The sequence below is a fragment of the Pseudomonas sp. NPDC090201 genome, assembly GCF_044746825.1.
Classification (GTDB): Bacteria; Pseudomonadota; Gammaproteobacteria; order Pseudomonadales; family Pseudomonadaceae; genus Aquipseudomonas; species Aquipseudomonas putida_AD.
In genome coordinates, this window is sequence record NZ_JBIVCX010000007.1 from 128,836 (window position 1) to 154,461 (window position 25,626).

At 63.5% G+C, this 25,626-nt stretch carries 24 protein-coding genes and 1 pseudogene; 15 read left to right on the forward strand and 10 right to left on the reverse strand.

Annotated elements, in window-relative coordinates; translation table 11 throughout:
- Positions 1–28 precede the first annotated feature (28 nt).
- Together amn and ACIPOO_RS19445 are read left to right on the forward strand one after the other, a co-directional pair.
- A complete protein-coding gene (amn, locus tag ACIPOO_RS19440; protein ID WP_400609226.1) occupies positions 29–1,525 on the forward strand; it encodes an AMP nucleosidase in 1,497 nt (498 codons plus the stop codon).
- A 123-nt stretch (positions 1,526–1,648) separates the two neighbouring features.
- On the forward strand, positions 1,649–2,215 hold the full coding sequence (locus ACIPOO_RS19445; RefSeq protein WP_274135449.1) for a pseudouridine synthase: 567 nt from the start codon (positions 1,649–1,651) through the stop codon (positions 2,213–2,215).
- A gap of 120 nt (positions 2,216–2,335) precedes the next feature.
- On the opposite strand, the gene ACIPOO_RS19450 is transcribed toward ACIPOO_RS19445, so the two are convergent.
- The 3 genes and pseudogenes from ACIPOO_RS19450 to ACIPOO_RS19460 form a co-directional block, all read right to left on the reverse strand.
- Positions 2,336–2,542: a DUF2788 domain-containing protein gene (locus ACIPOO_RS19450; RefSeq protein ID WP_400609109.1), complete on the reverse strand. Its 207-nt coding sequence runs from the start codon at positions 2,540–2,542 to the stop codon at positions 2,336–2,338.
- A 51-nt stretch (positions 2,543–2,593) separates the two neighbouring features.
- A complete protein-coding gene (locus tag ACIPOO_RS19455) occupies positions 2,594–3,073 on the reverse strand; it encodes an Lrp/AsnC family transcriptional regulator (protein WP_274135417.1) in 480 nt (159 codons plus the stop codon).
- A 473-nt stretch (positions 3,074–3,546) separates the two neighbouring features.
- Positions 3,547–4,038, reverse strand: a pseudogene (locus tag ACIPOO_RS19460) (hypothetical protein); the annotation flags it as partial.
- On the opposite strand from ACIPOO_RS19460, the gene ACIPOO_RS19465 reads away from it, so the two are divergent.
- Complete coding sequence (locus ACIPOO_RS19465) at positions 3,955–4,785, forward strand: DUF6515 family protein (protein WP_337993904.1); 831 nt, start codon at positions 3,955–3,957, stop codon at positions 4,783–4,785. The pseudogene ACIPOO_RS19460 and the gene ACIPOO_RS19465 sit on opposite strands and share 84 nt — an antisense overlap.
- 131 nt (positions 4,786–4,916) lie before the next feature.
- Here the strand turns inward: ACIPOO_RS19465 and ACIPOO_RS19470 are convergent, their stop codons facing one another.
- Positions 4,917–5,822 (reverse strand): cation diffusion facilitator family transporter, encoded by a 906-nt coding sequence (locus ACIPOO_RS19470; RefSeq protein ID WP_400609112.1) that lies wholly within the window; start codon positions 5,820–5,822, stop codon positions 4,917–4,919.
- 30 nt (positions 5,823–5,852) lie between these two features.
- Positions 5,853–6,278, reverse strand: coding sequence for a polyribonucleotide nucleotidyltransferase (locus ACIPOO_RS19475; protein WP_274135420.1), 426 nt, complete (start codon positions 6,276–6,278; stop codon positions 5,853–5,855).
- 144 nt (positions 6,279–6,422) lie between these two features.
- On the opposite strand from ACIPOO_RS19475, the gene hrpB reads away from it, so the two are divergent.
- The 4 genes from hrpB to ACIPOO_RS19495 all read left to right on the forward strand — a co-directional run bounded on the left by hrpB (position 6,423) and on the right by ACIPOO_RS19495 (position 13,195).
- The gene (gene hrpB / locus ACIPOO_RS19480; RefSeq protein WP_400609115.1) at positions 6,423–8,957 is read left to right on the forward strand and encodes an ATP-dependent helicase HrpB; all 2,535 of its coding nucleotides are present in this window, start codon (positions 6,423–6,425) and stop codon (positions 8,955–8,957) included.
- 395 nt (positions 8,958–9,352) lie between these two features.
- Positions 9,353–9,739 carry a sigma factor gene (locus tag ACIPOO_RS19485; RefSeq protein WP_274135429.1) on the forward strand — a complete coding sequence of 129 codons (387 nt, stop codon included), beginning with the start codon at positions 9,353–9,355 and terminating at the stop codon, positions 9,737–9,739.
- A gap of 26 nt (positions 9,740–9,765) precedes the next feature.
- Positions 9,766–10,182 (forward strand): Ohr family peroxiredoxin, encoded by a 417-nt coding sequence (locus ACIPOO_RS19490; RefSeq protein ID WP_400609118.1) that lies wholly within the window; start codon positions 9,766–9,768, stop codon positions 10,180–10,182.
- Between the two features lie 127 nt (positions 10,183–10,309).
- Entirely contained in the window at positions 10,310–13,195 is a 2,886-nt protein-coding gene (locus ACIPOO_RS19495; protein ID WP_400609120.1) for an ATP-binding protein, read from the forward strand.
- 9 nt (positions 13,196–13,204) lie between these two features.
- Here ACIPOO_RS19495 and ACIPOO_RS19500 read toward each other — a convergent pair whose 3' ends face one another.
- From ACIPOO_RS19500 to ACIPOO_RS19510, 3 genes are read right to left on the reverse strand one after another with little or no spacing between them, the layout of a single operon-like run.
- Positions 13,205–13,861, reverse strand: a complete 657-nt coding sequence (locus ACIPOO_RS19500; RefSeq protein WP_400609122.1) for a response regulator transcription factor — start codon at positions 13,859–13,861, stop codon at positions 13,205–13,207.
- Between the two features lie 31 nt (positions 13,862–13,892).
- Entirely contained in the window at positions 13,893–14,264 is a 372-nt protein-coding gene (locus tag ACIPOO_RS19505) for a response regulator (protein WP_400609125.1), read from the reverse strand.
- Positions 14,264–16,039 carry an ATP-binding protein gene (locus ACIPOO_RS19510; RefSeq protein ID WP_400609127.1) on the reverse strand — a complete coding sequence of 592 codons (1,776 nt, stop codon included), beginning with the start codon at positions 16,037–16,039 and terminating at the stop codon, positions 14,264–14,266. The genes ACIPOO_RS19505 and ACIPOO_RS19510 overlap by 1 nt, the downstream gene beginning before the upstream one ends.
- Before the next feature lie 168 nt (positions 16,040–16,207).
- Between ACIPOO_RS19510 and ACIPOO_RS19515 the strand changes: the two genes are divergently transcribed.
- Genes ACIPOO_RS19515 through ACIPOO_RS19530 form a run of 4 tightly spaced genes read left to right on the forward strand, consistent with a single transcriptional unit; the run spans position 16,208 to position 20,012 of the window.
- Positions 16,208–17,548, forward strand: coding sequence for an epoxide hydrolase family protein (locus tag ACIPOO_RS19515; protein WP_400609129.1), 1,341 nt, complete (start codon positions 16,208–16,210; stop codon positions 17,546–17,548).
- Positions 17,549–17,606: 58 nt separating this feature from the next.
- Entirely contained in the window at positions 17,607–18,680 is a 1,074-nt protein-coding gene (locus tag ACIPOO_RS19520; RefSeq protein ID WP_400609131.1) for an alpha/beta fold hydrolase, read from the forward strand.
- Positions 18,681–18,702: 22 nt separating this feature from the next.
- A complete protein-coding gene (locus ACIPOO_RS19525; protein ID WP_274135437.1) occupies positions 18,703–19,212 on the forward strand; it encodes a cytochrome P460 family protein in 510 nt (169 codons plus the stop codon).
- Positions 19,213–19,235: 23 nt separating this feature from the next.
- Positions 19,236–20,012 carry an alpha/beta fold hydrolase gene (locus ACIPOO_RS19530; protein ID WP_400609133.1) on the forward strand — a complete coding sequence of 259 codons (777 nt, stop codon included), beginning with the start codon at positions 19,236–19,238 and terminating at the stop codon, positions 20,010–20,012.
- 105 nt (positions 20,013–20,117) lie between these two features.
- On the opposite strand, the gene ACIPOO_RS19535 is transcribed toward ACIPOO_RS19530, so the two are convergent.
- Together ACIPOO_RS19535 and ACIPOO_RS19540 are read right to left on the reverse strand one after the other, a co-directional pair.
- Entirely contained in the window at positions 20,118–21,209 is a 1,092-nt protein-coding gene (locus tag ACIPOO_RS19535; RefSeq protein WP_400609135.1) for an endonuclease/exonuclease/phosphatase family protein, read from the reverse strand.
- Between the two features lie 9 nt (positions 21,210–21,218).
- Positions 21,219–21,878 carry a YciC family protein gene (locus tag ACIPOO_RS19540; RefSeq protein WP_400609137.1) on the reverse strand — a complete coding sequence of 220 codons (660 nt, stop codon included), beginning with the start codon at positions 21,876–21,878 and terminating at the stop codon, positions 21,219–21,221.
- 190 nt (positions 21,879–22,068) lie between these two features.
- Here ACIPOO_RS19540 and ACIPOO_RS19545 point away from each other — a divergent pair, with 190 nt between their 5' ends.
- The 4 genes from ACIPOO_RS19545 to yedA all read left to right on the forward strand — a co-directional run bounded on the left by ACIPOO_RS19545 (position 22,069) and on the right by yedA (position 25,500).
- The gene (locus ACIPOO_RS19545) at positions 22,069–22,866 is read left to right on the forward strand and encodes a DUF2076 domain-containing protein (RefSeq protein WP_400609139.1); all 798 of its coding nucleotides are present in this window, start codon (positions 22,069–22,071) and stop codon (positions 22,864–22,866) included.
- 232 nt (positions 22,867–23,098) lie between these two features.
- A complete protein-coding gene (locus ACIPOO_RS19550; protein WP_400609141.1) occupies positions 23,099–23,578 on the forward strand; it encodes an NYN domain-containing protein in 480 nt (159 codons plus the stop codon).
- A 135-nt stretch (positions 23,579–23,713) separates the two neighbouring features.
- On the forward strand, positions 23,714–24,328 hold the full coding sequence (locus ACIPOO_RS19555; RefSeq protein WP_400609143.1) for a PolC-type DNA polymerase III: 615 nt from the start codon (positions 23,714–23,716) through the stop codon (positions 24,326–24,328).
- A 272-nt stretch (positions 24,329–24,600) separates the two neighbouring features.
- Positions 24,601–25,500 (forward strand): drug/metabolite exporter YedA, encoded by a 900-nt coding sequence (gene yedA, locus ACIPOO_RS19560; RefSeq protein ID WP_274135444.1) that lies wholly within the window; start codon positions 24,601–24,603, stop codon positions 25,498–25,500.
- The last annotated feature ends 126 nt before the right edge of the window (positions 25,501–25,626 follow it).

Below are 25,626 nucleotides of genomic sequence, written 5' to 3' on the forward strand. Positions count from 1 at the left end.
CGTGCCTTCCCCCGCCGTTGCAGGCAAGATGGAACCTTGCAAGATCAGAAGGATGCACATCGTGAATGAAGCCTTTGTTGTTGTAGAAACCGCCGAGCAGGCCGTCGATCGCCTTGCCGAGCTGCACGCACGTGCAACCACTGCCTTGAGCCAGGCGCTCAAGCGTTATCTGAAAGACCGCGTTGAGCCCGACGCCGCCGAGCGTCTGCTGTTCCGCTACCCCGAATTACGCCTGACCTATCACTGCCAGGGCGAAGTGCCGCTGACCACCCGCGCCTACGCCAAGGTTCAGCTGCCGGGCACTTACAGCGTCACCGTCACCCACCCGGCGGCGTTTCGCAAATACCTGATCGAACAGCTCGTGCCCCTGATGAACGACTTCACCGTGACGGTAGAAGTGGGCGTCAGCGAGCAGAACATCCCGTATCCGTACGTGGTCGAGCAGGGTGATGAACTGGCGGGCACCGGCGTGACCGCCGCGACCCTGGCCCGCGTATTCCCCAGCACCGACCTGTCCGCCGCCACCGATGGCATCGCCGACGGCCTCTACGACTGGGCCAACACCGACCCGTTGCCGCTGGCGCTGTTCGACGCCGCCCGTGTCGATTTCTCCCTGCGCCGCCTGGTGCACTACACCGGCAGCGACTGGCGCCATGTGCAGCCCTGGATTCTGCTGACCAACTATCATCGCTATGTGGACCAGTTCATCGTCCACGGCCTGGAAAAACTGCGCGACGACCCGCGCTTCGTGAAGATGGTGCTGCCGGGCAACGTCGTCGTCGACAAGAGCATGGATCACGGCGAGGCCCAGGCCATCGTCTCCAGCGTGGTCTGGCACCGCTACCAGATGCCGGCCTATCACCTGATCGCCGAAGATGGCCATGGGGTGACCCTGGTCAACATCGGCGTCGGCCCGTCCAACGCCAAGAACATCACCGACCACCTGGCCGTGCTGCGCCCGCACTGCTGGCTGATGATCGGCCACTGCGGCGGGTTGCGTCAGTCCCAGACTATCGGCGACTACGTGCTGGCCCACGCCTATATGCGCCGCGACGGCATTCTTGACCGCGTATTGCCGCCAAACATCCCGATCCCGGCGCTGGCCGAAGTGCAGCTCGCCTTGCAGGAGTCGGCGGCGCAAGTCACCGGCGAGCGTGGCGACGATCTGAAAAAACGCCTGCGCACCGGCACCGTGCTGACCTACGATGACCGTAACTGGGAGTTGCGCTGGGCTCAGGAGCGACCGCTCATCAATCTGTCCCGCGCCGTGGCCGTGGACATGGAAAGCGGCACCATCGCCGCTCAAGGCTACCGCCTGCGAGTGCCTTACGGGACCTTGCTGTGCGTATCCGACAAGCCGCTGCACAGCGAAATCAAGCTGCCGGGTTCGGCCAACGCCTTCTATGAGCGCGCGGTCACCCAGCATCTGAAGATCGGTATCGCGGCAGTTGACCTGATGCGCACGCAGCTCAATTCCCTGCACTCGCGCAAACTGCGCAGCTTCGACGAACCGCCATTCCGCTAGGCGTTTGACGCAAGGGCCACTAAAGTGGCCCTTTCTGTTTTCACGCTTCGAGCCGATATGCCCCGCAATCAACGTCCCGTTTCCCGTCGACCCGCGCCGAACAGCACAGGCGCATCCCGTCGCGTGGCCAAGGCCCCGCCTGCCGAACCTCGGCTGATCCTGTTCAACAAACCGTTCGATGTGCTGACCCAGTTCAGCGACGGCGAGGGGCGGGCGACCCTCAAGGATTTCATCGAGATCCCCGGCATCTACCCGGCCGGGCGGCTGGACCGCGACAGTGAGGGCCTGTTGCTGCTGACCAACGACGGCCAGTTGCAGGCGCGCATCGCCGACCCCAGGCACAAACTGGCGAAAACCTACTGGGTGCAGGTCGAGGGCGAGCCGAGTGAGGAACAGCTGCAGAAACTGCGCGATGGCGTCGAGTTGAATGACGGGCCGACGCTGCCTGCCCAGGCCCGTCAGCTCGACGAGCCTGACTTATGGCCGCGCAATCCGCCCGTGCGGTTTCGCAAGAGCGTGCCGACCAGTTGGCTGGAGCTGATCATCAAGGAAGGGCGTAACCGCCAGGTGCGGCGCATGACCGCGGCGGTGGGGTTGCCGACGCTGCGGCTGGTGCGCGTGAGGATTGGCGACTGGAGCATCGAAGGACTGGATCAGGGGCAGTGGCGGGAAGTGCCTGCGAAGTTGTAGCTGCCTGGCCACTTGTAGGAGCGCGCTTGCCCGCGACCGCGGTGCGTCTGACGCATCGATGCCAACTGGCCCGCTGCGGTCGCGGGCAAGCGCGCTCCTACAGCGGGGTATTTGGGTCAATCAGCCATGCTGCTCAATGTACGCAATCACCACGCTCTTGATCACAAACGCCAGCACCCCCAGGCCCAGCACGCCGAACAGGATCATGGTGCCGAAGCGGCCGGCCTTGGACTTCTTCGCCAAATCCCAGACGATGAAACCCATGAACGCGATCAGCACGGTGACCAGGATGGTCATCATCCACTCTTCGAACATCTCGGGTTCCATGGGGCTTCTCCTGCAAACGGGGGCTTGCGAGTATAGGGCGTGCAGCGACGATCAGCTGCGCAGGTGCACCAACGGCAGTTCGGTGCTGGCCAGCACCTGATTGAGCACGAAGCTCGAACGCACACTGGTCACGCCGTCGATACGGGTCAAATGGCCCAGCAGGAATTTCTGGTAATGGTCCATGTCCGGGACCACGACTTTTAGCTGATAATCGGCGTCGATCCCGGTGACCAGGCTGCACTCCAGCACCTGCGGCAGGTTGCGGATGTGCTGCTCGAAGTTCTCGAAGCGGTCCGGGGTGTGCCGGTCCATGCCGATCAGCACATAGGCGGTCAGGCTCAGCCCCAGCTTCTTGCGATCAAGCAAGGCCACCTGGCGCACGATGTAGCCGTCATCCTCAAGCTGCTTCACCCGCCGCGAGCAGGGCGAGGGCGACAGGCCGATGCGTTCGGCCAGCTCCTGGTTGGAGATGCGCGCGTCACGTTGCAATTCGGCCAGAATGCTCAGGTCGTATCTGTCGAGCTTGCTCATCTTAGGTCCCTTTAATGTATCTATTGCGCTGAATTATTCATCCGAAGTGAAAAATTGCGCAAGTGATGTTTTCATCAGCAACATTCGCAATCCTGTGCTGTGCGCCAAAGCCTATTCTTTTACCCAGAATCACTGCCCGGACATTAGCGTCCAGCGCGGCCCGCCGAATCAGGCCAGCCGCGGCCTCCAGCCCAACAGGGTTGGCCAGGCCACCGGGCTACGCACTGTCCAGAAGACGATGCGAGGTGAGCCGGCGTCAAAAGCGTCGTGCCAGGACGAAGCATTCAAGAGAGGGCCATCGAGCCCTCTTTTTTTGTGCCCACGATTTATCCATTGACCGTAGGAGCGCGCTTGCCCGCGACGGCGGTGTGTCAGACACACACGCTTCGCTGACACACCGCCGTCGCGGGCAAGCGCGCTCCTACAGTTTCGATGGCGACGCTGATAGAGTGCGGCGAACGGCGCACCCAGAATGCAGTCCTATTAACAGGTATCCGCGCCGCAGTGAGGAAAGCATGAACACGCGCATCTGGCGTTTGGCAGGTGTCAGTCTCTTGGCCTTGAGTGTCAGCGCTCAGGTGTTGGCCGACGATAACAATCAGCAGCAACAACAGCGCAATGAACAGCGTCAGCACGGTTTCGACATGCAGCGTCAGCAGCAACAGAACCAGCAACGCAGCTTCAATGAGGATAGACAGCAGAATCAGCAGCGCGAGCAGCAGCAACAACAGCAGCAACAACAACGCCAGCAGCAACAGCAGCAGTACCAGCAACAACGCCAGCAAGAGCAGTTGCAGCAGCAACGGCAGATCCAGCAGAACCAGCAGCAGCGCTTCGATCAACAGCGCCAGCAGCAGGAACGCGAGCGTAACCAGCAGCGCATGAATCAGGCCCAGCAGGACCAGCGCCAGCAGCAGCTTGAGCAACAGCAACGTCAGCAGCAACAGCAGTTGCAGCAGCGCCAGTTGCAGGACCGTCAGAACAACCTGCCGATCCAGAGCCGCCCGGACACCGTGGTGCAGACCCAGCAGCCGCGCCAGGGCTTCTACCGTGACAACCCCAACGATCACAACAACCCGTGGCGCGGTGGCGACAATCGCCCAGGCAACGGCAATTGGCAGGGCGGCCATCCACCGGGCGTTCATGGCGACGGCTGGGGCTCAGGTCCGCGCTACCGCCCCGGCTACCAGATAGATCGCATGCCGGGCGGCTATTCGCGCGTTCCGTATCGCGGCAATGACTACTTCTATTCGGGGGGTTACTGGTATCGCCCGCAGGGCCCGCGCTATGTCGTGGTCGCGCCGCCCCGTGGCGTTCGTGTGCGCTACCTGCCCGATTATGCGCAGCAGGTCTGGCTGGGCAGCGCGCTGTTCTTCGTGGCGGCGGGCACCTACTACACCTACGAGCAGAGCACTCAGGAATACATCGTGGCTGAACCGCCCCAGGGCGTGGAACCGATTTACACCCCCGAGTCGCTGCCACAGCCGGCGCAGCAACCCGACAACCCCTACGACGTGATCGCCTACCCGGCCAACGGGCAGACCCAGCAGCAAGTCGAGCAGGATCGCTACGACTGTTATCGCTATGCGGTGCAGCAGAGCAATTTCGATCCGGCAGCAGCGACCTATCAGCCGGCGCCGGAAGTGCTGGGGATCTACCGCCAGGCGATGGCCAGCTGTTATGCAAGCCGGGGATACAGCGTCCAGCAGTAGAACTAACGCATTCCCCCCGTAGCAGCACGGCTTGCCGGCGGGAGCGGTATGTCAGTCACCATTGAGGTGTCTGATACGCCGCTCCCGCCGGCAAGCGGAGCGCCGCCCGGCCGGGCTGCTACGGTCAGGGGTCAGTTCAGCACCGGGCTATTGGCCCGCTTCACCACTTCCTGAGGATCGGCGTGCACCAGCACTTCGGCCTTCGGGAATTCGGCCATGATTGCCCGTTCCACCTGCTCGCACAGATCGTGGGCCACCAACAGCGTCAGCGTCCCCGGCAATTCCAGATGCAGTTGCACGAACCAGTGGTTGCCCGACACCCGGGTGCGCAGGTCGTGGGCGCCAAGTACACCGGGCACCGCCTGCGCCAGTTCCTGCATGCGAGCGCTGACGCCCGGTTCAAGCTCGGCATCCATCAGCACCGACACCGTTTCCCGGGCAATCGAGATCGCACTCCACAGGATGTAGAACGCAATCGCCAAACCGAAATATGCGTCCAACTGGTCGTAACCGAAATAGGCCAGGCCCAGCGCAATCATGATGCTGACGTTGAGCAGCAAGTCCGAACGGTAGTGCAGCGAATCGGCGCGAATGGCCGCCGAGCCGGTTTCCTTCACCACCTTGTGCTGCAACATCAGCAGGCCAACGGTCAGAGCTATCGACAGCACCATCACCAGCATGCCAAGCCCCGGAGCGCTCAAGGCCTGCGGATGCTGGATGCGCTCGATGGCCTGAAAGCCGATCAGAAAGGCACTGACCGCAATGAACAGCGCCTGGGCCATGCCCGACAACGCCTCGGCCTTGCCGTGGCCGTAGCGGTGGTCGTCATCGGCGGGGCGCAGCGCATAGTGCACGGCCAGAAGATTCAGAAACGACGCCGCGCCATCGAGCAGCGAATCGGTCAGACCCGCCAGCAGGCTGACCGAGCCGCTCAGCCACCAGGCCACCGCCTTGGCGATGATAAGGACACTGGCCACCGCCAGCGATGCCCGCGTCGCCAGACGCAATAACCGGGCGTGTTCAGGGCTGCTGCTCATGGCACTTCCTTGAGTGACAACTGCGAAATATCAGGCCGACGGCACAAGGCCCAGCGAGGCCAGTTGCTGCGTGCTGCCCTTGTGCTGGATCAGGCGCGGATCGTCCAGCGGCAGGCTGCGGCCCAGTTCGGTCTGGATGATCGCCTGCAGCTTGGCGTTGTCCACCGTGCCGTCAGTGCGCACGGCAGGCTGCAGTTTCTGCGGATCGATCTGCGCGTGCTTGCCGCCGGGCAAGTAGATCGCGCCAGTGGCGAAGTCCACCGCGAACGCGATCACGCCAGGGATGATGTAGAACAGAAGGCCAATGGCGTCGAGCACCACGATGGCCGGGTCCATCCTGCCGCTGCCTTGAATCTGGCCGCGACGTTCAGGGTAGAAAATACTGCCGCAGGCAGTCAGTTGAGCCAGCAGGCTGCCGATCAGAACGGTGCCAATCAAACGCGAAGGAATGCGCATGGAAATCTCCTCAGAGGAAGTCGCAACTATACAAGGCAAACGCCTAATCATTAAGACTATCCAAGTTGTAGGACGGTTCTGTGTCGCGGCAAACAAAGCTACGTGGTGCGCCCGTATAATCGGCGGTCTGTTTCTGGAGCCCACATGAACTCACTGCCCATTGATGCTGTCCTGCCTGCGTTGCGCCAGGCGCTTGCCGATCGTGACGAAGCCGTGCTCGAAGCGCCGCCCGGGGCGGGCAAGACCACTCGGGTTCCGCTCGCGCTGCTGGGCGAAAGCTGGCTGGCCGGGCTGAGCATTCTGATGCTCGAGCCTAGGCGTCTGGCGGCTCGGGCTGCGGCGGAGCGGCTGGCGTCGGAGCTGGGCGAGAAGGTCGGGCAGACCGTGGGCTACCGGATTCGCCTGGACAGCAAGGTCGGGCCCGATACCCGGATCGAAGTGGTCACCGAGGGCATTCTCACCCGGCGTTTGCAGGAGGATCCCTCGCTGGAAGGGGTCGGGCTGCTGATCTTCGACGAATTCCACGAGCGCAGCCTCGATGCAGACCTGGCGCTGGCCTTGAGCCTCAATGGCCGGGCGCTGTTTCGTGATGAGCAGCCACTGAAAATCCTGCTGATGTCGGCGACGCTCGAAGGTGAGCGGCTGTCGAGCCTGCTCGATGATGCACCGGTCATCAGCAGTGAAGGGCGGATGTTCCCGGTGGCGATTCAGTGGGGGCGGCCGTTTCAGCCGGGGGAGTTCATCGAGCCGCGTGTGGTGCAGACGGTTCTGGATGCGTTGGGCAGTGAGACCGGCAGTTTGCTGGTGTTCCTGCCGGGGCAGGCGGAGATTCGTCGCGTTCATCAACAACTGGCTGATGCGCTGGGCGAGCGCAGCGATGTGATGCTCTGTCCGCTGCATGGCGAGCTGGACCTTAACGCCCAGCGCGCCGCCATCGACCCAGCGCCGAGCGGCAAGCGCAAGGTGGTGCTGGCCACCAATATTGCCGAAACCAGCCTGACCATCGATGGCGTGCGCGTGGTGATCGATGCCGGTCTGGCGCGGGTGCCGCGTTTCGATCCGGGCAGCGGCATGACCCGGCTGGATACCCAGCGCATCTCCCGTGCCAGTGCCACGCAGCGGGCCGGGCGCGCTGGACGGCTGGAGCCAGGCGTCTGTTATCGCCTGTGGTCCGAGGCCCAGCACGACCAACTGGCCGCCTACGGCACGGCGGAGATCCTCCAAGCCGATCTGGCAGGACTTTCTTTGCAACTGGCGCGTTGGGGCGTCGAGCCTGCGCAACTGGTGTGGCTCGATACGCCGCCTGCCGCCGCTTATGCACAGGCGCAGGACTTGCTCGGTCGGCTCGGGGCATTGAGCCGCCAGCCGGGCGAAGACTGGAAACTCACCTCCCATGGCCAGACCATGGCCCAGCTGCCTGCGCATCCTCGCATCGCCCATCTGTTGCTGCGCGGCCAGGAACTGGGGTTAGGTCCGCTGGCCTGCGACGTCGCCGCCTTGCTGGGCGAGCGTGACATCTTGCGAGGCGCGGGCGCTGACTTGCACAGCCGCCTGACGCTGCTGGCGGGCACCGAGCGTGCGGGCCGTGGTGCCCAGGGTGGGGTTCAGCGCGCCCGGCAACTGTCCCGTCAGTACCGCGGTTATTTGCGAGGCGGGGCGAAGCAGGCCGTGGCCGATCCCGATCATCCCCGTTGGCTGGGGGCGCTGCTGGCGCTGGCTTATCCGGACCGTGTCGCCCAGCAACGTCGGGCGGGAGGCGCGGAGTATCGTCTGGCCAACGGTCGGGCGGCGCTGTTCGCCGAACCCGACGCGCTGATGAAAGAGCCGTGGCTGGTGATCGCTGATCTGGGGAGTCGTCAGGGTCAGCGTGAGGAGCGCATTTATCTGGCGGCGGATTTTGATCCGGCGCTGTTCGATTCGGTGCTGGCCGAGCAGGTCATTCAGGTCGATCAACTGGACTGGGACGAGCGCGAAGGGGTGTTTCGTGCAGAACGCCAGCGCAAGGTGGGCGAGTTGATCGTCAGCCGCGAGCCGCTGACCGGCCTGGACGATTCGGCCCGTGGGCAGGCATTGCTGGCGCTGGTGCGGCGCAAGGGGCTGGAGCTTTTGCCATGGACGCCGGAGTTGCGTCAGTGGCAGGCACGGGTAGCACTGCTGCGCGGGCTGGACCTGGAAAAGAGCGGCGCCAGCGATTGGCCTGATGTGGGCAATGCGGCGCTGCTCGATCAACTGGAGCACTGGCTGCTGCCTTATCTGGGCAAGGTCACTCGGCTGAGTCATTTCGCCAACCTCGACTTGTCCTCGATCCTGCATAACCTGCTGCCCTGGCCGCTGCCGCAGCGTCTGGAAGAACAGGCGCCACATCACCTGAGCGTGCCGTCCGGTTCTTCAGTGCGCCTGGACTACAGCGAACATCCGCCGATCCTGGCGGTGCGCCTGCAGGAGCTCTTCGGCCTGGCCGACACCCCGCGCATCGCCGGTGGCCGGCAGATCGTCAAACTGCATTTGCTGTCCCCGGCGCGCAGGCCGGTGCAGGTGACCCAGGATCTGGCGAGCTTCTGGAAGAACACCTATCAGGAGGTGAAGAAGGATTTGAAGGGGCGGTATCCCAAGCATTACTGGCCGGATGATCCGTTGGTGGCGCAGCCGACTGCGCGGGCGAAGCCAAGGGGGACGTAGTTGGGGTTGTGATGCATGCGGGGTGTCCGGATCAGCCGGGGTGTCCGGTCTTACTGCCGCTTTGCGGCAGATCGCGGGCAAGCGCGCTCCTACGCCTTCGGCAGAATCAAAAGCGGATCGGGCAGGCTCGCGCGGATCGCCACTGCCCGAAGGGCGTAGGAGCGCGCTTGCCCGCGATCTGCCGCAAAGCGGCAGTAAGCACACACACGCGATGTGTCTAAATGACTCGTTGCTGCCGCTGTGCACAACGGTCCCGCGCCTAACACGGGCTAACACCGGATAACTGGCAGCATTCAACCCCGCCCCTCACTCTGTAGCCTCGCCACCCACAACGTAAACGCACCCAGCGGTGCTGTACGTGCCATGGCGAGTTGCCAATCATGAGAGTGCCGATCATGTCCGAAGAAATTCGCCAGAGCTGCGTGTGCGGGGGCGCAAGGCCGAGCAATGATGAGTTGAGCGCGTTGATCGTCATGGGCGGTCAGGGCGATACGCAGCGGTTGTTCATCGCGGTCGCGCCGTTGCTCACGGCGTTTTATGAGGGGCAGGTCCAGGCCGGCCGGGCGCGGCGGGAGGACCTCGAAGCGCTAGTGCACCAAGCGTTTGCGGCGCTTTGCAGGCATCGTCAGAGCTACGACGCCGCGCACCCGTTCCGTGCCTGGCTGATCGAGGTCGCCCGCAGCACCTTGCGTGATTATCTGCACCGCAACGATGCCCATCCTGTGGATGCTTCGCTCGTCCTTGCCACCTGTGCCCCGCGCAAGATCCTGCGCGCAGTCTGAACTGCCTGTTCCTGTCGGACCCTCCAATGATCAGTATTGAAAAGATTCTCTACACCGGCCACACCTACACCACCGGTGGCCGTGATGGTGAAGGCCGCAGTCACGATGGCCGGCTCGATCTGAAGCTCTCGCCACCGGGGGCTCCAGGCACCGGAACCAACCCCGAACAGTTATTCGCCATCGGCTGGTCGGCCAGTTTCATCGGTGCGCTGCGCCATGGGTGCAATGCCCGCAGGATCGGTTTTCCAGCCGAAACAGCGGTCGATGCCCAGGTCGATCTGATGCATGGCGAGCAGGGTTTTTTCCTGCGCGCACGGTTGGCGGTGTCATTGCCCGGACTTGAGGGCGAGGTGGCAAGCGAACTGATCGAGGCTGCCCGGCAGAACTGTCCGTATTCCAAGGCCATGCGCGACGGGCTGGATCTGGCCGTCACCCTGGTGTGATTGGCTTCGCGGCGCACAGGCCGGGCGTGATCGCTTGATCGGTGTATCAAAACACCTATCATGCTCAAGCGTGCGCCCATCGTTCAACATCGGGTGGCATTACCCTCAATTTTCGGACAACGATACCGTGGAGTCAGCCCTGGACGACCTGCACGAATCCCTCGCCTTGCGCTTTGCCTTCGGCCCGTTCTGCGTAACGCCGGGCAAGCGGTTGCTGACCCGCGACGGTGCTGCCGTCGAGATCGGTGGACGGGCGCTGGACCTGCTGATTGCGCTGCTCGAGCGTCCGGGCCGGGTGTTGTCCAAGCGTGAACTGATCGACAGAGTCTGGCCGGATGTGGTCGTGGAAGAAGGCAGCCTGCGCTTCCACATGACTGGCCTGCGGCGAATTCTCGGCGATGGCGAGGAGGGTGCCCGCTACATCAGCACGCAGGTGGGCGTCGGTTACGCCTTCGTCGCGCCAATCGAGCGATTCGAGGGCGAGCAGCCGCTGGTGGAACAGCCAGTGGCAGCCGTGCCTGTGCGCCGCTTTTCGAGTACGGTGGGCAGCCTGCCTTCGCGCACTCGATTGATCGGGCGCGAAACCGACGTGCAGATGGTCGTCGAGCGTTTGCAGACGCCCAAGCTGTTCACCATCGTCGGCGCAGGCGGGGTCGGCAAGACCAGCCTGGCGATTGAAGTCGGGCACCGGATTCACGCGGCGCGTCCCGGCGGCGTGCGTTTCGTGGACCTGGCCCAGGTCGAGGATGCCTTGCTGGTGCCTTCTGCGCTGGCCGGTTCGCTGGATATTCCGGTGCAGGTCGATGACCCGATGGTGGTGCTGCTGGCGCATCTGCAGGCCCAGGAGTGGGTGCTGGTGATCGACAATTGCGAGCACCTGATCGATGCCGTTTCTGTCATCGCCGAGCAGATCCGCGAGGCTGCCCCGCGAGTGAGCCTGCTGGCCACCAGCCGCGAGCCCCTGCGTGCCCGAGGCGAGCATGTGCATTGGCTCAACCCGCTGGATTTCCCGGGCGAAACCCAGGAATTGTCGGTCGATGAAATGCTCGCGTTTCCCGCCATCGAGCTGTTCGTCGAGCGCGCATCGTCGGGCAACGCGACCCTGGTGCTGGACGCCGAAGACGCGCAGATGATCGTCGACATGTGCCGCCGCCTCGAAGGCATGGCGCTGCCGATCGAACTGGCGGCCGTGCGCGTCGGCGCCTATGGCGTGCGTGCCACCCACGCCCTGCTCGGCGAGCGATTTTCCCTGGGCTGGTCCGGCCGGCGCACCGCTCAGCCTCGGCACCAGACCCTGCGCGCCATGCTCGACTGGAGCTACAACCTGCTGTCGGCGGATGAGTGCCTGGTGTTCGCCCGCCTGGCAATTTTCGTCGGTCCGTTCTCACTGGAGGCCGCCTCCCAGGTGGTCGCCGATGGCCAGATCGATTCGGTGACAGCAGCGGCGATGCTCGACGAACTGGCTGCCAAAGGCCTGGTGGCGGTGGACCTCACCGACCCGGTGGGCGCTTACCGTTTACTGGAAATGACCCGCGCCTATGCCCGGGAGAAGCTTGTGGCCCAAGGCGATGCCCAGGTGCATCTCCTGGCGTTTCGCCACGCGGCGTTCTACATGGACCTGCTGGGTCATCTTGGCGTCTCTCCGGGGGAGATCTACCAGCGCTCGGCGCGCCTGGCCAGCCAGTTGGGGAATGTGCGAAGCGCGCTGGAATGGAGCTTCGGCCCCCATGGTGATCCGGGCCTGGCGCTGCCCTTGGCGGCGGCCAGCTCACAGTTGTTCCTGCATTTCTCGTTGATGGTCGAATGCCGCACCTGGTGCGCCCGGGCCATCGAGTTGCTGGAGCTTGGCTACTTCGGCACACCGACCGAAATGGAGCTGCAAGCAGCGCTGGGGCTGGCCTTCATGTTCACCCAGGGCAACAGCGAGTTGGCCGAAAAGGCCCTGCTCAGGGCGCTGGATATTGCCGTGGCGCTGGGGGATCAGTGGTCGCGCTTGCGTGTGCTCGGTCGGTTGCAGATCTTCTACGAACGCATCGGCGATTTCCCGTCTTCGCTGGCCTGGGCCGAGCAGGCGGTCGAGGTCGGGCATGACATCGGCAAGCCGGAGGCCATCGCCGTGGCGGCGTCCCTGGCGGGCATTTCCCATCACTTGCTGGGCAACCAGACCCTGGCGCGGGAGGAGCTTGAACTGTCCCTGCGCAACAGCCTGCCCTCCGAGCGCAGCAGCACCATTCACTACGGTTTCGATCACCGCAACCGGACCGGCCTGGGCCTGGCCCGCACGCTCTGGCTGATGGGCTATGCCGATCAGGCGCGCGAGTGGGCCGAGCAGGTCGAGGCCGAGGCGGCGGCTCTGGATCACTCGATCACCTATTGCATCGCCCTGATCTGGACGCTGTGCATTTATGTCTGGACCGGCGATCTGGACAAGGCAGCCGAGCGCATCGACACCTTCGCCGGCATCGCCCACGCCAACGCCTTCGGTCCCTACATCGCGGCGGCCATGGGCATTCGTGCCGCCATTGCGATTCGCGCCGGCGAGCCGGGTGACGCCGTGGCGATGCTGGAAGAGAGTCTGGCCCGGCTGCAAGGCATGCGTTACGAGCTGTTGACCACTTCGTTCGAAATCTCGCTGGTCGAAGGGCTGATCCTCGCCGGGCGTCACGAGCAGGCGCTGGCTCAGGTCGATCGCACCATCGCGCACTGCCGCATCAGCGCGGATGCCTTTGCATTGCCTGAGTTGCTGCGGATCAAGGCGGGCATTCTCAAGACACTCTCGCCTACCGACTACGCAAGGGTCGAGATCACGCTGACCGAATCTCTGGATCTGGCCCGCAAGCAAGGGGCGCGGGCATGGGCGCTGAGAACCTCGATGGATCTGGCGGCGCTCTGGCTGGATCGCGGGCGGCGCAGCGAGGCAAAAGCGCTGATCGGTCTGTGCCGCGAGCAGTTCACCGAAGGCTTTGACACCCTGGACTTGCGGCAACTGCAGGCGCTCTGGGAACAGCTTTAGTCCGGCAGCTCAGCGCAGCCCCAGCAGCGCGCTCATCTTGACCAGATCGGCCACCGAACGCGCCTTCATCTTGCGCATCACCTTGCCGCGATGGGCCTTGACGGTGATTTCACTGATGCCAAGGTCCGACGCAATCAGCTTGTTCAACCGACCGGCCACCACCATGCCCAGCACCTCATGCTCGCGCGGGGTCAGGGTGGCGTGGGCGCTGCGCAGTGAGCGAAGGCCGTCTTCACGGACCAGCGCTGCGCGGCTGTGGTCGAGCGCATCGGCGATGGCGCGCAGCAGCACTTCGTCATCGAACGGCTTGGTCAGAAACTCCATGGCCCCGGCCTTCATGGCGCGCACGGTGAGGGGGACGTCGCCGTAACCGGTGAGAAAAATGATCGGCAGGTCCGGGCGCTCGGTGGCGATCATGTTTTGCAGGTCCAGGCCGTTCAGGTCAGGCAGGTTGATGTCCAGCACCAGGCAACTGGGCACCGGCGCCTGGGGTTGATCGAGAAACGCCCGGGCGGACTCGAACAGTCTTGGCCGCCACTTGGCGAAGTCGATCAGCAACTCCAGCGACTCGCGCACTGAAACATCGTCATCGACCACGAACACCACCGGGGTGGGGTCGTTCGTCACGGCGTTGCGTCCTTGCGCAAGCGCGTCGTCAGTTCTCATAAGCCACCTCCTCAAGGGCTCGATCCTGCACTCAGCTCACCGGCAGCGCGGCGCTCAGGGCTTTGAGCAACGCAGCTTCACTGAAGGGTTTCATCAGGCACTCCACGGCGCCCTGGTTCATCAGGCGCGGGCGCTCGGCGGGATCTCCGTGAGCGGTGATGAAAATGATCGGGATGTCGTAGCGACGTAACTTCAGTTCCTTTTGCAGCTCAAGGCCGGACATGCCTGGCATGGCGATGTCCAGGATCAGGCAGCGGGTCTGTGCCAGGTACTCGGACGCAAGGAAATCCATAGCGCACGAAAAGGCCTGAACCCGGAACCCGAATTCGCGCAGCAGATCCGGCAACGATTCGCGCACGGACTCGTCGTCATCGACCACGGTAATCAGCAATGGGGTATCCATCAGGGGGTCTCCTGGGTCGTGACGCTCTCGCCCGCGTTGTCGCTCTGGGTGATGCGCGGCAGCGCGAAGCGGAAACTGGCGCCGGGGCCGTCCTCGTTCACGGTCGCCCACAGCGAGCCTTCGTGGCGTTCGATGATCGAACGGCTGACCGAAAGGCCGATGCCCATGCCCGAACTCTTGGTGGTGTAGAAGGCCGTGAACAGCCGTTGCACATCTTGCGGGTCGAAGCCGTTGCCGTTGTCGCGCACCGTCAGGCAGACGCGGTCGTTGTCGTCAGCGTGGGTGCTGACCTGCAGGTGTCGCGAGCGGCTGCTGATAGTGTTCATCGCCTCTGTGGCATTGAGGATCAGGTTGAGAATGACCTGCTGCAATTGCACGCGGTCGCCCATCACCTGAGGCAGGTTGTCGGCAAATTCGGGGTGCAGCATCACGCCGTTGCGTTGCAGTTCGCCCAGCAGCATGGCGATGACTTCCCGCGCGGCTTCGTTGATGTCCACGCTTTCGAGGGTGATGCTTTTCTTGGAAAACAAGGCCCGCAGCCGGTTGATGACGTCCGAGGCGCGGTTGCCGTCGCGAATGGTGCGGCGCGCGGTTTCCAGGGCTCCGGCGACATTGGGCGGATCAGCGCCGAGCATGCGCAGGCAGGTGCTGGCGTTGGTGATGATGCCCGCCAGCGGCTGGTTGACCTCGTGGGCGATGGACGCCGTCAGAGCGCCGAGGCTTGCTACCCGCGCCAGGTGCGTCAGCTCGGAACGTATCTTGCCCAATGCAGCCTCGTTGCGTGCGCGGTCGATGGCGATGCTCGCCAGATGGGTGCACTGGGCGATGAGATTGCGTTGCGCCGTGGACGGGGTTTGCGGCTCGCGATGGAGGATCGACAGGATCCCGCTCACCGTGCCGTTGGTCGAAGTGACAGGCGTCGACCAGTTGGCCTGCAAGCCATGGGACAGCGCACGGGTGCGCCAGCCGTTCCAGCGGGTTTCGTGGTTCAGGTCGCCCACGATCACTTGTTCGTTGGTGACTGCGGCCATGGCGACGGGGCAGAGCACTGCATCGGCCGGCCGACCGTCGGCACCCGGCACCAGATCGAGTGGCACATGAGGCGCGGCGCCGGGCTGGATGCGAGGCACGGGTTCGGATGCGGGGTAGGGGTGTTTCAGATCGACCAGCACGATGCTGCACAGCCCACCGTTGAACGAGGCCTCGACCAGCTCGCACAGCGCCTCCAGGATCGGCGTCAGGGCAGAGCCGCCAGCGATCATGCTCAGCAGACGTTTCTCGCCGGCCAGCAGCATCTCGGCACGCTTGCGGTCTTCGATGTCGGTGTTTTCGCCGTACCAGCACAGGATCGCGCCGGACTCGTCACGCTGCGGCACGGCGCGGATCAGGAACCAGCGATAGGTGCCGTCGAAGCGCCGCAGTCGGGCCTCGTACTCACCCGCTTCGCCCGACTGCAATAGCTGCCCCCAGTAGACCGCCAGCTCCGGGGCATCGTCGGGGTGCAGGGACTGGGTCCAGCCAAAGCCCTGGGCATCGCACAGTTGCACGCCGGTGTAGTCGGCCCAGCGCTGATTGAGAAAGGTGACGTAGCCATCGGGCGCAGCGCTCCAGACAAATCCCGGCACGGCGTCGATCAGGCTGCGCAGGCTGTCTTCGGTTGCACGAGGTCGCTCGATTTCGTTGTGCATGCCGGTGGTGTTCTCGCTGTCGCCGATTGTTGAGGATGCGCCAGGGGAACTGCGCCGGACCATCATACGTGGGTGTCGTCGTGGCACGCGGTTAGCTCCTGATAGCCGCCGTTATGCGCAGCCTATACATAGGTATGCACCGACACCTTGGTGTAATCGCTTGGGGCAAGGGGCGGTGGTGTCATCAGTCTCACGTGAGTCGGAGCGTGGCTAAGCCTACCCATCCGGGCCGGCCACTTCCCAAGGAGATTGATCATGCATGCAGCCATCCCCCCGATGACCTGGCAGCGTCGTCTGGCCGGTTCGGCCTTGGCGGGCGCCTTTGGCCTGGCACTGTTTGCCGGTTCGACGCCCGCTGTTCTGGCCGCCGACCCTGCGAGCGCCGCCATCCGCCCTTACAAGATTCATGTCGACGAAGCCGAGCTGGTCGATCTCAAGCAGCGCATCGCCCACACCCGCTGGCCGGACAAGGAAACGGTGGCCGATACCTCCCAGGGCGTGCAACTGGCGCAGGTCCAGGCGCTGGTCAAGTACTGGGGCAATGGCTATGACTGGCGCAAGGCCGAGGCCCGGCTCAATGCGTTGCCGGAGTTCATCACCACCATCGACGGCGTGGACATCCAGTTCATTCACGTGCGCTCGCGCAATCCCCACGCCATGCCGCTGATCCTGACCCACGGCTGGCCGGGCTCGCAGTTCGAGTTCCTCAAGACCATCGGCCCGCTGACCGACCCTGTGGCCTACGGCGGCAAAGTCGAGGATTCGTTCGACGTGGTGATTCCATCGATCCCCGGCCACGGTTTTTCCGGCAAGCCCACAGAGCTGGGCTGGGGGCCTGATCGCGTGGCCAAGGCCTGGGATGTGCTGATGAAGCGCCTGGGCTACAGCCACTATGTGTCCCAGGGCGGCGACCATGGCTCGGTGATTTCCGATGCGCTGGGGCGTCTGGCGCCTCCCGGCTTGCTGGGCATTCACCTGAACATGCCGGCCACCGTGCCGCCGGAGCTGGTCAAACCGATCAACAGCGGCGAGTCGGCGCCTACCGGCCTGGGCGATGCAGAGCTGCGTGCCTATGACTCGCTGAAAACCTTCTTCGGCCGCAACGCCGCCTACGGCGCGATGATGGTGACCCGTCCGCAGACGATCGGCTATCTGCTGGCCGATTCGCCTGCCGGCACTGCCGCGTGGATGTACGAGAAATTCGCCGCCTGGACCGACAGCGACGGCCAGCCCGAGCGCGTGCTCAGTCGCGACGAAATGCTCGACGACATCAGCCTCTACTGGCTGACCAACACCGGCGCGTCCTCCTCCCGGTTCTATTGGGAGAACAACAACAATAACTTCAGCGCCGCCGCGCAGAAGACCGACACGATCACGGTGCCGGTGGCGATCACGGTATTCCCTCACGAAATCTACCGCGCGCCAAAAAGCTGGGCACAGCGCGCCTATCCTTCGCTTTCCTACTTCAGCGAAGTGAACAAGGGCGGGCATTTCGCGGCGTGGGAACAACCCCAGTTGTTCAGCGAAGAACTGCGCAGCGCCTTCCGTCCACTGCGTGCCTCGGTCAAGTCCGACAGCGCCAAGGCCGGGCAATAACCGGTCTGTGACCACTATCTGTGCCGCCCCCCCTGGCGGCTCGCAAAGGAGGTTCATCATGAAACTGACTGCAATCAACCCGAGCGCCGCGCCCCTGCGTCGGCGCCTGCTGGCTCCCTCGATCCTGGCCGTTGCGCTGCTACAACTGGGCGCCTTGGGCGGGGCTTGGTCCCAGGCCAGCGCCGCTGAGGTGGCCGCGTCCACGATTGGCCCTATAACCGTTGGCAGCAACACTTCATTCGGTCCGCTCAAGCATGTGAAGGCCGGGCTGCTGGATGTGGCCTACGCCGAAGTCGGCCCGGCGGATGGGCCGCCGGTCATTCTGATGCACGGCTGGCCCTACGATATCCACAGCTACGTGGACGTGGCGCCTGCGCTGGCGGCCAAGGGTTATCGGGTGTTGATTCCCTACGAGCGCGGCTATGGCGACACGCGGTTTCTGTCGGCCAAGACCGTTCGTAACGGCCAGCCTGCGGCGCTGGCGGTGGACCTGATCGACTTCATGGACGCCCTGAAGATCAAGCAGGCAGTGATCGGCGGTTACGACTGGGGTGCGCGCACCGCCGACATCGTTGCAGCCCTGTGGCCGGAGCGGGTCAAGGCGCTGGTCGCGGTGAGCGGTTACCTGATCGGCAGCCAGGAAGCGGGCAAGGCGCCGTTGCCGCCCGCAGCCGAGTTGCAGTGGTGGTATCAGTTCTACTTCGCCACCGAGCGCGGTCGCCTGGGCTATGAGAAAAACACCCATGACTTCGCCAAGCTGATCTGGAAACTCGCGTCGCCCAAGTGGGATTTCGACGACGCCACCTATGACCGCAGCGCAGCCGCCTTGCAGAACCCCGACCATGTGGCGGTCTCGATCTTCAACTATCGCTGGCGCCTGGGGCTGGTCAAGGGCGAGGCGCGCTACGACGCCATCGAGAAGAAACTCGCAGCCTTCCCGTCCATCAGCGTGCCGACCATCACCATGGAAGGCGACGCCAACGGCGCCCCGCACCCACCTGCCGAGGCCTACGCCAAACGCTTCACCGGCAAGTACGAGTACCGCCTGATCAGCGGCGGCATCGGCCACAACCTGCCACAGGAAGCGCCGCAGGCGTTCGCCCAGGCGATTGTCGATGCCGATCACCTTTGAGCCGGTTGTGAGGAATGCAGCGATGAAACTCAAGCGACTGACGGCCATTGGCGTCATTGCGGGAACGGTCGCGCTGGCCACTGCTGGAGTCGCCCTGGGCGATTCCAGTGATGCCCAGGTGTCGCCGATCTACGGGGTCAAGGTGCCCGAGGGCTACAGAAAATGGGTCTTGATCGCCCCCGCACAGGAAGCCGCGCCCTTGAATGAACTGCGCGCCGTGGTCGGCAACGAGGTGGCGATCAACGCCTATGAAGGCGGTGTGCTGCCGTTTCCCGACGGCACGGTGCTGGTCAAGCTGGCGTGGAAGCACGTCCAGTCGCCGGAATTCGAGCCCGCATCGATTCCCGGCGCCGCCACCACGGTTCAGGTGATGGTCAAGGACTCAAAGAAATACGCCTCCACCGGCGGCTGGGGATTTGGCCGCTTCATCGACGGCAAGCCTGCCGATGAGGCTCAACACCAGACCTGCTTCGCCTGCCACCAGGCTCGCGTGCAAAACCACGATTACGTCTTCACCCGATTCGCGCCGTGACGGCGTCCATCAAGGAGTTATCCATGAACAAGCTCTTCGTCGCACTGACGTTTGCGGCCAGCCTGCTGGTGGGCGCCCATGCGTCTGCCCAGCCCGAGAAACCCACGGTCGTGCTGGTGCACGGCGCCTTTGCCGATGCCTCGAGCTGGAACGGCGTGGTGCAGATTCTGGAAAAAGACGGTTACCCGGTGGTGGCTGCCGCCAACCCGCTGCGTGGGGTCAAGAGTGACGCCACCTCGATCTCCAACCTGATCGCCAGCATTGCGCACCCGGTGGTGCTGGTCGGCCACTCCTATGGCGGTAATGTCATCAGCGAGGCCGCCAACGACCGGCCCAACGTCAAGGCGCTGGTGTATGTCAGTGCGTTCGCGCCGGAAACCGGCGAGACCGTCGCCGGGTTGGCAGGAAAATTCCCCGGCAGCACCCTCGGCCCGACCCTGGCACCGGCGGTCCCCCTGGCCGATGGTGGCAAGGACCTGTACATCCAGCAGGACAAGTTTCACGACCAGTTCGCCGCGGATGTTGCTGCTCCCCAGGCCGCGCTGATGGCCGCGACCCAGCGACCGGTCACCGAAGCTGCGTTGAACGAGAAGGCGGGCAACCCTGCGTGGAAACACATTGCGTCCTGGTACATCTACGGCGACAAGGACAAGAACATCCCGCCACAAGCCATGGCGTTCATGGCCAAGCGGGTAAATGCCAGGGAAGCCGAAGTCATCCAGGGCGCCTCCCACGTGGTCATGGTTTCCCATCCTGAAGCTGTGGCGCGTTTGATCGAGAAGGCCGCGACGGCCAATTGATGGTTAAGCAGATCGGAGGTGCGCATGATGTCCGCTTTTGTTTCTGAATCGGAGGTGCGCCTGACGTCCGCGTTTGATTCTGCCCGGAGGGCGTAGGAGGCGACTTTACTGCGCAGCAGGCAACAGGAAGCGTCCAATCACCGGCAGGTGGTCGGATATCTGCAGGGTGTCGGCCTGGCGGACCTGTGCGTCAACACGCTTCAGGGTCGGGCTGTAGAAGAGGTAGTCGAGGGTGCGGTCCGGCCCGCTGATGCGTGGGTCGTTCGGGAAGCGGGTATACCACTTGCGCCGATCCTCGCCGTTGGTGTCGTCATTGCTGGGGATCATCGGGTATTTGTCCCACAGCGCGTGTAACTGGCTTTCGGGCGAATATTGCGCGCGTTGCTCGGCTGGCAGGCGTTGGTACTGGCCTTGGGGCAGCAGGTTGAAGTCGCCCCCACTGATCCACGGGATGCCGTTTTGCTCGAACCCGTCGAGCAACTGCGTGGTGGCCGCGACCTGGCGTTGCAAGGTGTCGTCGCCTTCGTGGAAATCGCCCAGATGGGTATTCACCACGGCCAGGTGCCCGTCACCGGCCAACGGCAGGTAACTGACCAGCAATGCGCGGCGGGGCTCGAATTGGCGGCCGATCAGGTTGCCCTCTGGGGAGGGCAGTTGCAGGCGCTCGGCCTTTTCAATGCGAAAGCGGCTCAGGGTCGCGAGCTTCATGCCGACGCTGCCGAAGATGTGCGGATTGGGGACGAAATCCGATTTCCAGTAGAAGGCTTCGGTGCTGCAGGGGTACAGGTCGGTGACGCGTTCCTGCAACAGCGCCAGTTGATTGGTGTAGTCGGTGTTCTTGGCGCCGTCGTTCACCTCTTGCAACAGCACGATGTCCGGCTGTTCGTCGCGGATCACCCGGGCGACTTCGTCGAGGTCGTAGGCGATGTCCTGAATGGTGGGGCGCTTGTCCGGGCCGCTGCCGTCGGCCATGTCGTACCAGAACACGTAGCGTTTGCCGGCCAGGTACTGGATGTTCCAGGTCATGACCTTGAGCGCCTGGCCGGGTACCAGGACCGGAGGCGCGGCGCCCCTGGCGTTGCAGGAAACCGGCATGCGTTCGTGCCTGGCCGGGTGCCAGGTCAGGTTGTAGATCAGCCCCGCGATCAGCGCGAGCAACAGGGCCAGAAACACGCCATAACGCAGCAGGCGGGGCATCGACGCTCCTCAGGACGGTCGCGAAGGCTCGTCGATCAGCATGAACAGACGGAACATCACCACGCTGATGAACAACTGCAGGAAGCTGGAAATGGAGTCCACCGCCAACGACAGCATCGGGCTTTGCTGTTCAGGTAGTACGTAGAAACTCAGGCCTTCGAGCACCGACAGCGGGATGTAGACGAACAGCACGCAGACCAGAATGCGCACCACATGGCCGCGGGTCATCTTGAAGCTTTCGCGCATGGCATCCAGCGGGCCCAGGCCGCGCAGCACCAGCAGGTACTCGGAGAACACCAGTTTGATCATCACCCAGACACCGGGAACGATGAACAGCGACAGGCCCGCCATGATCAGCAGAGTGCTCAGGGCGGTCAGCACGGCGAACGTCGGCCACAGGCGTAGCGTGGCGGCGAACAGATCGCGCTTGGCGGGCGTTTCGCCCCGGGTTTTGGCGTCCAGGAACAGGATTAGAGCACCGGTGTACAACGGGTAGAACGCAAGGCCGATGAGCAGTTGCCAGCTTGCCGAGCCGTCTGGTGCCGAGCTGCCCAGCACTTGCTTGGTCAGGGCTTCGAGTATCACCAGCGGCAGGCACAACGACAGGATGCTGACGAAATGACGCCGGAAGAAGTAAAGCGAGTCTTGAATGATGGTCAGCGGATTCATGAAAGGATCACAGGAAAAAGCAGGCCGACACTTTAACGTAGAGCCGGTGAGCGGGCCAATCGGATGGGCGGTCGCGGGCTTCTTAACTTTTTCTACATCCTATTGAAAGCCCCTTGAAACGCCCCATTACTGTTTGTGTCTGACACTTGCGTCAGTCACAGAATTCCTACGGCAATCTAACGAGGTCGCCATGCACAGCGAAGAGCAAACCCTGATCGATGGCTTGTTTACCAAACTCAAGCAAGCGGAAACCGATTCGGCCCCCCGAGACGCCCAGGCCGAGGCGCTGATCAAGGAGCACCTGACCCGGCAACCTGCCGCGCCTTACTATATGGCGCAGGCGATCCTGGTGCAGGAGGTCGCGATCAAGCAGCTGGAGGCCCAGAGCCGCCAGCGCGACGAACAGATCCAGCAATTGCAGGCCGAGCTGCAGCGCGCCAAGGCCCAGGCGCCCGCGCAGGGCGGCGGTGGCTTCTTGTCGAGCATCTTCGGTGGTGGCTCGCGCGAGCCGCAACAGCCGCAGCAGCCGGCTTCTTCTTTTTCGCGCCCGTCCAGTCCGCCTCCGTCCTCGGGTGGCTGGCGCGACAATGGCCCGTCCAGCCCACCGCCCTACAACGCGCCACAGCAGGGCAACTACGCTCCACCGCCGCAGCAACAGGCGCCGGCTGCGCCATTCGGTAGTGGCTTCTTGGGTGGCGCGCTGAAAACCGCAGCGGGCGTGGCAGGCGGTGTGATGCTGGCTGAAGGCATCAGCAGCCTGTTCCACCACAACAGCCAGCCGCAGGAAATCGTCGAGATCATCGAAGAGCAGCCTGCGCAGCCAGCCAGTAACAACGATTTGGGCAATGGCAGCGGTTGGGGCGACGATCAGCAGCGTGTCACCAGCAACGATGGCTGGGGCAATGACTCCGGCGGTTTTGCCGATACCGACTACGGCAACGACGATGGCGGCTTTTTCGGCGGCGATGATGACGATTCGTACGTTTGATCGCTGAACCGCATATCCCCCGTAGCAGCACGGCTTGCCGGCGGGGGCGGTGTGTCAGGCAACCCTGCATTGGCTGACACGCCGCTCCCGCCGGCAAGCCGTGCTGCTACGGGGTATGTCGTTGCAGGCCTTCAAGCAAACGCTTCTCTTCAATCCCCTCCCCAAACTGGCATACTGAGCGCCGGTCCGGTTTTCGGGCCGTTGTCGCCTGCCAGCGCATCGAGGAGTTCCGGTGAGAAGAATCGCGGTGTTTGCCGACGTACAGAACCTGTATTACACAGTGCGTCAGGCCCATGGTTGCCACTTCAACTATGCCGCACTCTGGGCGGACATCAGCAAGCGCGGGCAGATCGTCGAGGCTTACGCCTACGCCATCGACCGTGGCGACAGCAAACAGCAGCAATTCCAGCAGATCCTTCGTAACCTGGGATTCACCGTCAAGCTCAAGCCCTATATCCAGCGCAGCGATGGCTCGGCCAAGGGCGACTGGGACGTGGGCATCACCATCGACATCATGGACGTGGCGCCCAGCGTCGACGAAGTGGTGCTGGCCTCCGGCGACGGCGATTTCGACCTGTTGCTCGACCGTATCATCAGCAAGCACGGCGTCGAGGCGGTGGCCTACGGCGTGCCTGGGCTGACCGCGAATTCGCTGATCCGCGCCGCCAGCCGTTATGTGCCGATCGAGGGCGGGTTGCTGCTCAAGAACTGAAGGCGCCTCACACCTGTAGGAGCGCGCTTGCCCGCGACGGCGATCTGCCTGTGACAAATAGGTTGAGAGATACACCGCAGTCGCGGGCAAGCGCGCTCCTACAGCGTGTGTGCATACATAGATAAAGGTTTACCCATGCAAGAACGCATCGCCGTCATCGACTTCGAAACCACCGGCATTTCCCCAGGCAGCGGTTGCCGGGCGACCGAGATTGCCGTGGTGATCATGGAGCAGGGCGTCATCGTCGAGCGCTACCAGAGCCTGATGAACGCCGGCGTGCGCATTCCGGGTTTCATCGAATCCCTGACCGGCATCAGCAACAGCATGCTGCGCACGGCACCGCCGGCCGATCGGGTCATGAACGAAGTCGCCGAATTCGTCGGCCTGACACCACTGGTGGCGCACAACGCCGCGTTCGACCAGAAGTTCTGGGATTACGAACTGTCGCGCATCAAGCGCACCCGCGAGCAGAGCTTCGCCTGTTCGATGCTGCTCGCCCGACGCCTGATGCCCAGCGCACCCAACCACAAGCTCGGCACCCTGACGTCCTGGGCGGGCCTGCCCAATACCGGCAAGGCACACCGGGCGATGGCCGACGCCGAAATGGCTGCCAACCTCACCGCGCACCTGAGCCTTGAATTGCGCAATACCCACGGGATCGCCGCTGTTTCCCACCAGTTACTCTGCAAGTTGCAGAAAGTGCCGACGAAGAAAATGATCGACGCCATCAGCAAGCACCGCGGGGCTTGAGTTCACTGAACCCTGTAGGAGCGCGCTTGCCCGCGACGGCGATCTGCCCCTGACAAACAGGTTGAGAGGCACACCGCTGTCGCGGGCAAGCGCGCTCCTACACATCAAGTGCGTCATGCCAGTAGGTCTTCGTGGGGCGTGTGAAAGTGTACGGGTCGAATAATCTGCAGTTGTTACTGATTATGTAAACGCTGTCTCCTTAAAATGGCACCTCAAAAAACACTCCGGTGAATCCTGATGAGGTACTCACCGAATAAAAAGTTGAGCCGCTCATGCCTGCCACTCGCCGTTTTCCCCTGCTGCTGATCGGGGCCTTTTTCGCGCTGTATGTGATCTGGGGCTCCACGTATCTGGCCATTCGTATCGGTATCGAAACCTGGCCGCCGCTGATGATGGCCGGTGTGCGTTTCACCATCGCCGGTTCCATCCTGTTTGCCTTCATGCGCTTTCGCGGCGCGCCGATGCCGACCTGGAAAGAGTGGAAAGCCTCGGCCATGATCGGCTTCCTGTTGCTGGCTTGCGGCAACGGCGCGGTGACCCTGGCCGAGCACAACGGTGTGGCATCAGGCGTGGCGGCATTGGCGGTGGCCGTAGTGCCGCTGTTCACGCTGCTGTTCGGCCTGCTATGGGGGCACCGCAACACCTCGCTTGAGTGGGCGGGGATCGTGCTGGGCCTGATCGGCATCGGCCTGCTCAACCTGGGTTCCAACCTGCAGGCAAGCCCGCTCGGCGCGGCGCTGGTGATCTTCGCCGCCGCGACCTGGTCGTTCGGTTCGGTCTGGAGCCGCTACCTGCCGCTTCCTCCCGGCGCCATGGCCAGTGGCTGCGAAATGCTCACCGCTGGCGCCATGATGCTGATCGGCAGCTACGTCAGCGGCGAGCGCATGGTTCAATCCCCCGGCACCTCTGGCTGGCTGGTGATGGCGTACCTGGTGGTGTTCGGCTCCATCGTCGCATTCAGCTCCTACATGTACCTGCTGAAAAACGTGCGCCCTGCGGCCGCCACCAGTTACGCCTACGTGAACCCCGCCGTGGCGGTGATGCTGGGTGTCCTGTTCGCCGATGAACACATTGGTGCGGCGGAAGCGGCGGCCATGTGCGTCATCATCAGCGCCGTCGTGTTGATCGGCTTGCCGCAGTGGCGCAAGCAGAGTGCCGTCCAGACAGGGTAAACTGCGCCAGGTTTCGCAGGAAAAGTGGCTGCGCTCAGCCATGCTGCGTTAAAAACAGGCTCGGAATGCTCATTTACAACCCGTAAACTCCGCTTCCTCGCCTGTTTTTGCCTTGCCTGACTTTCG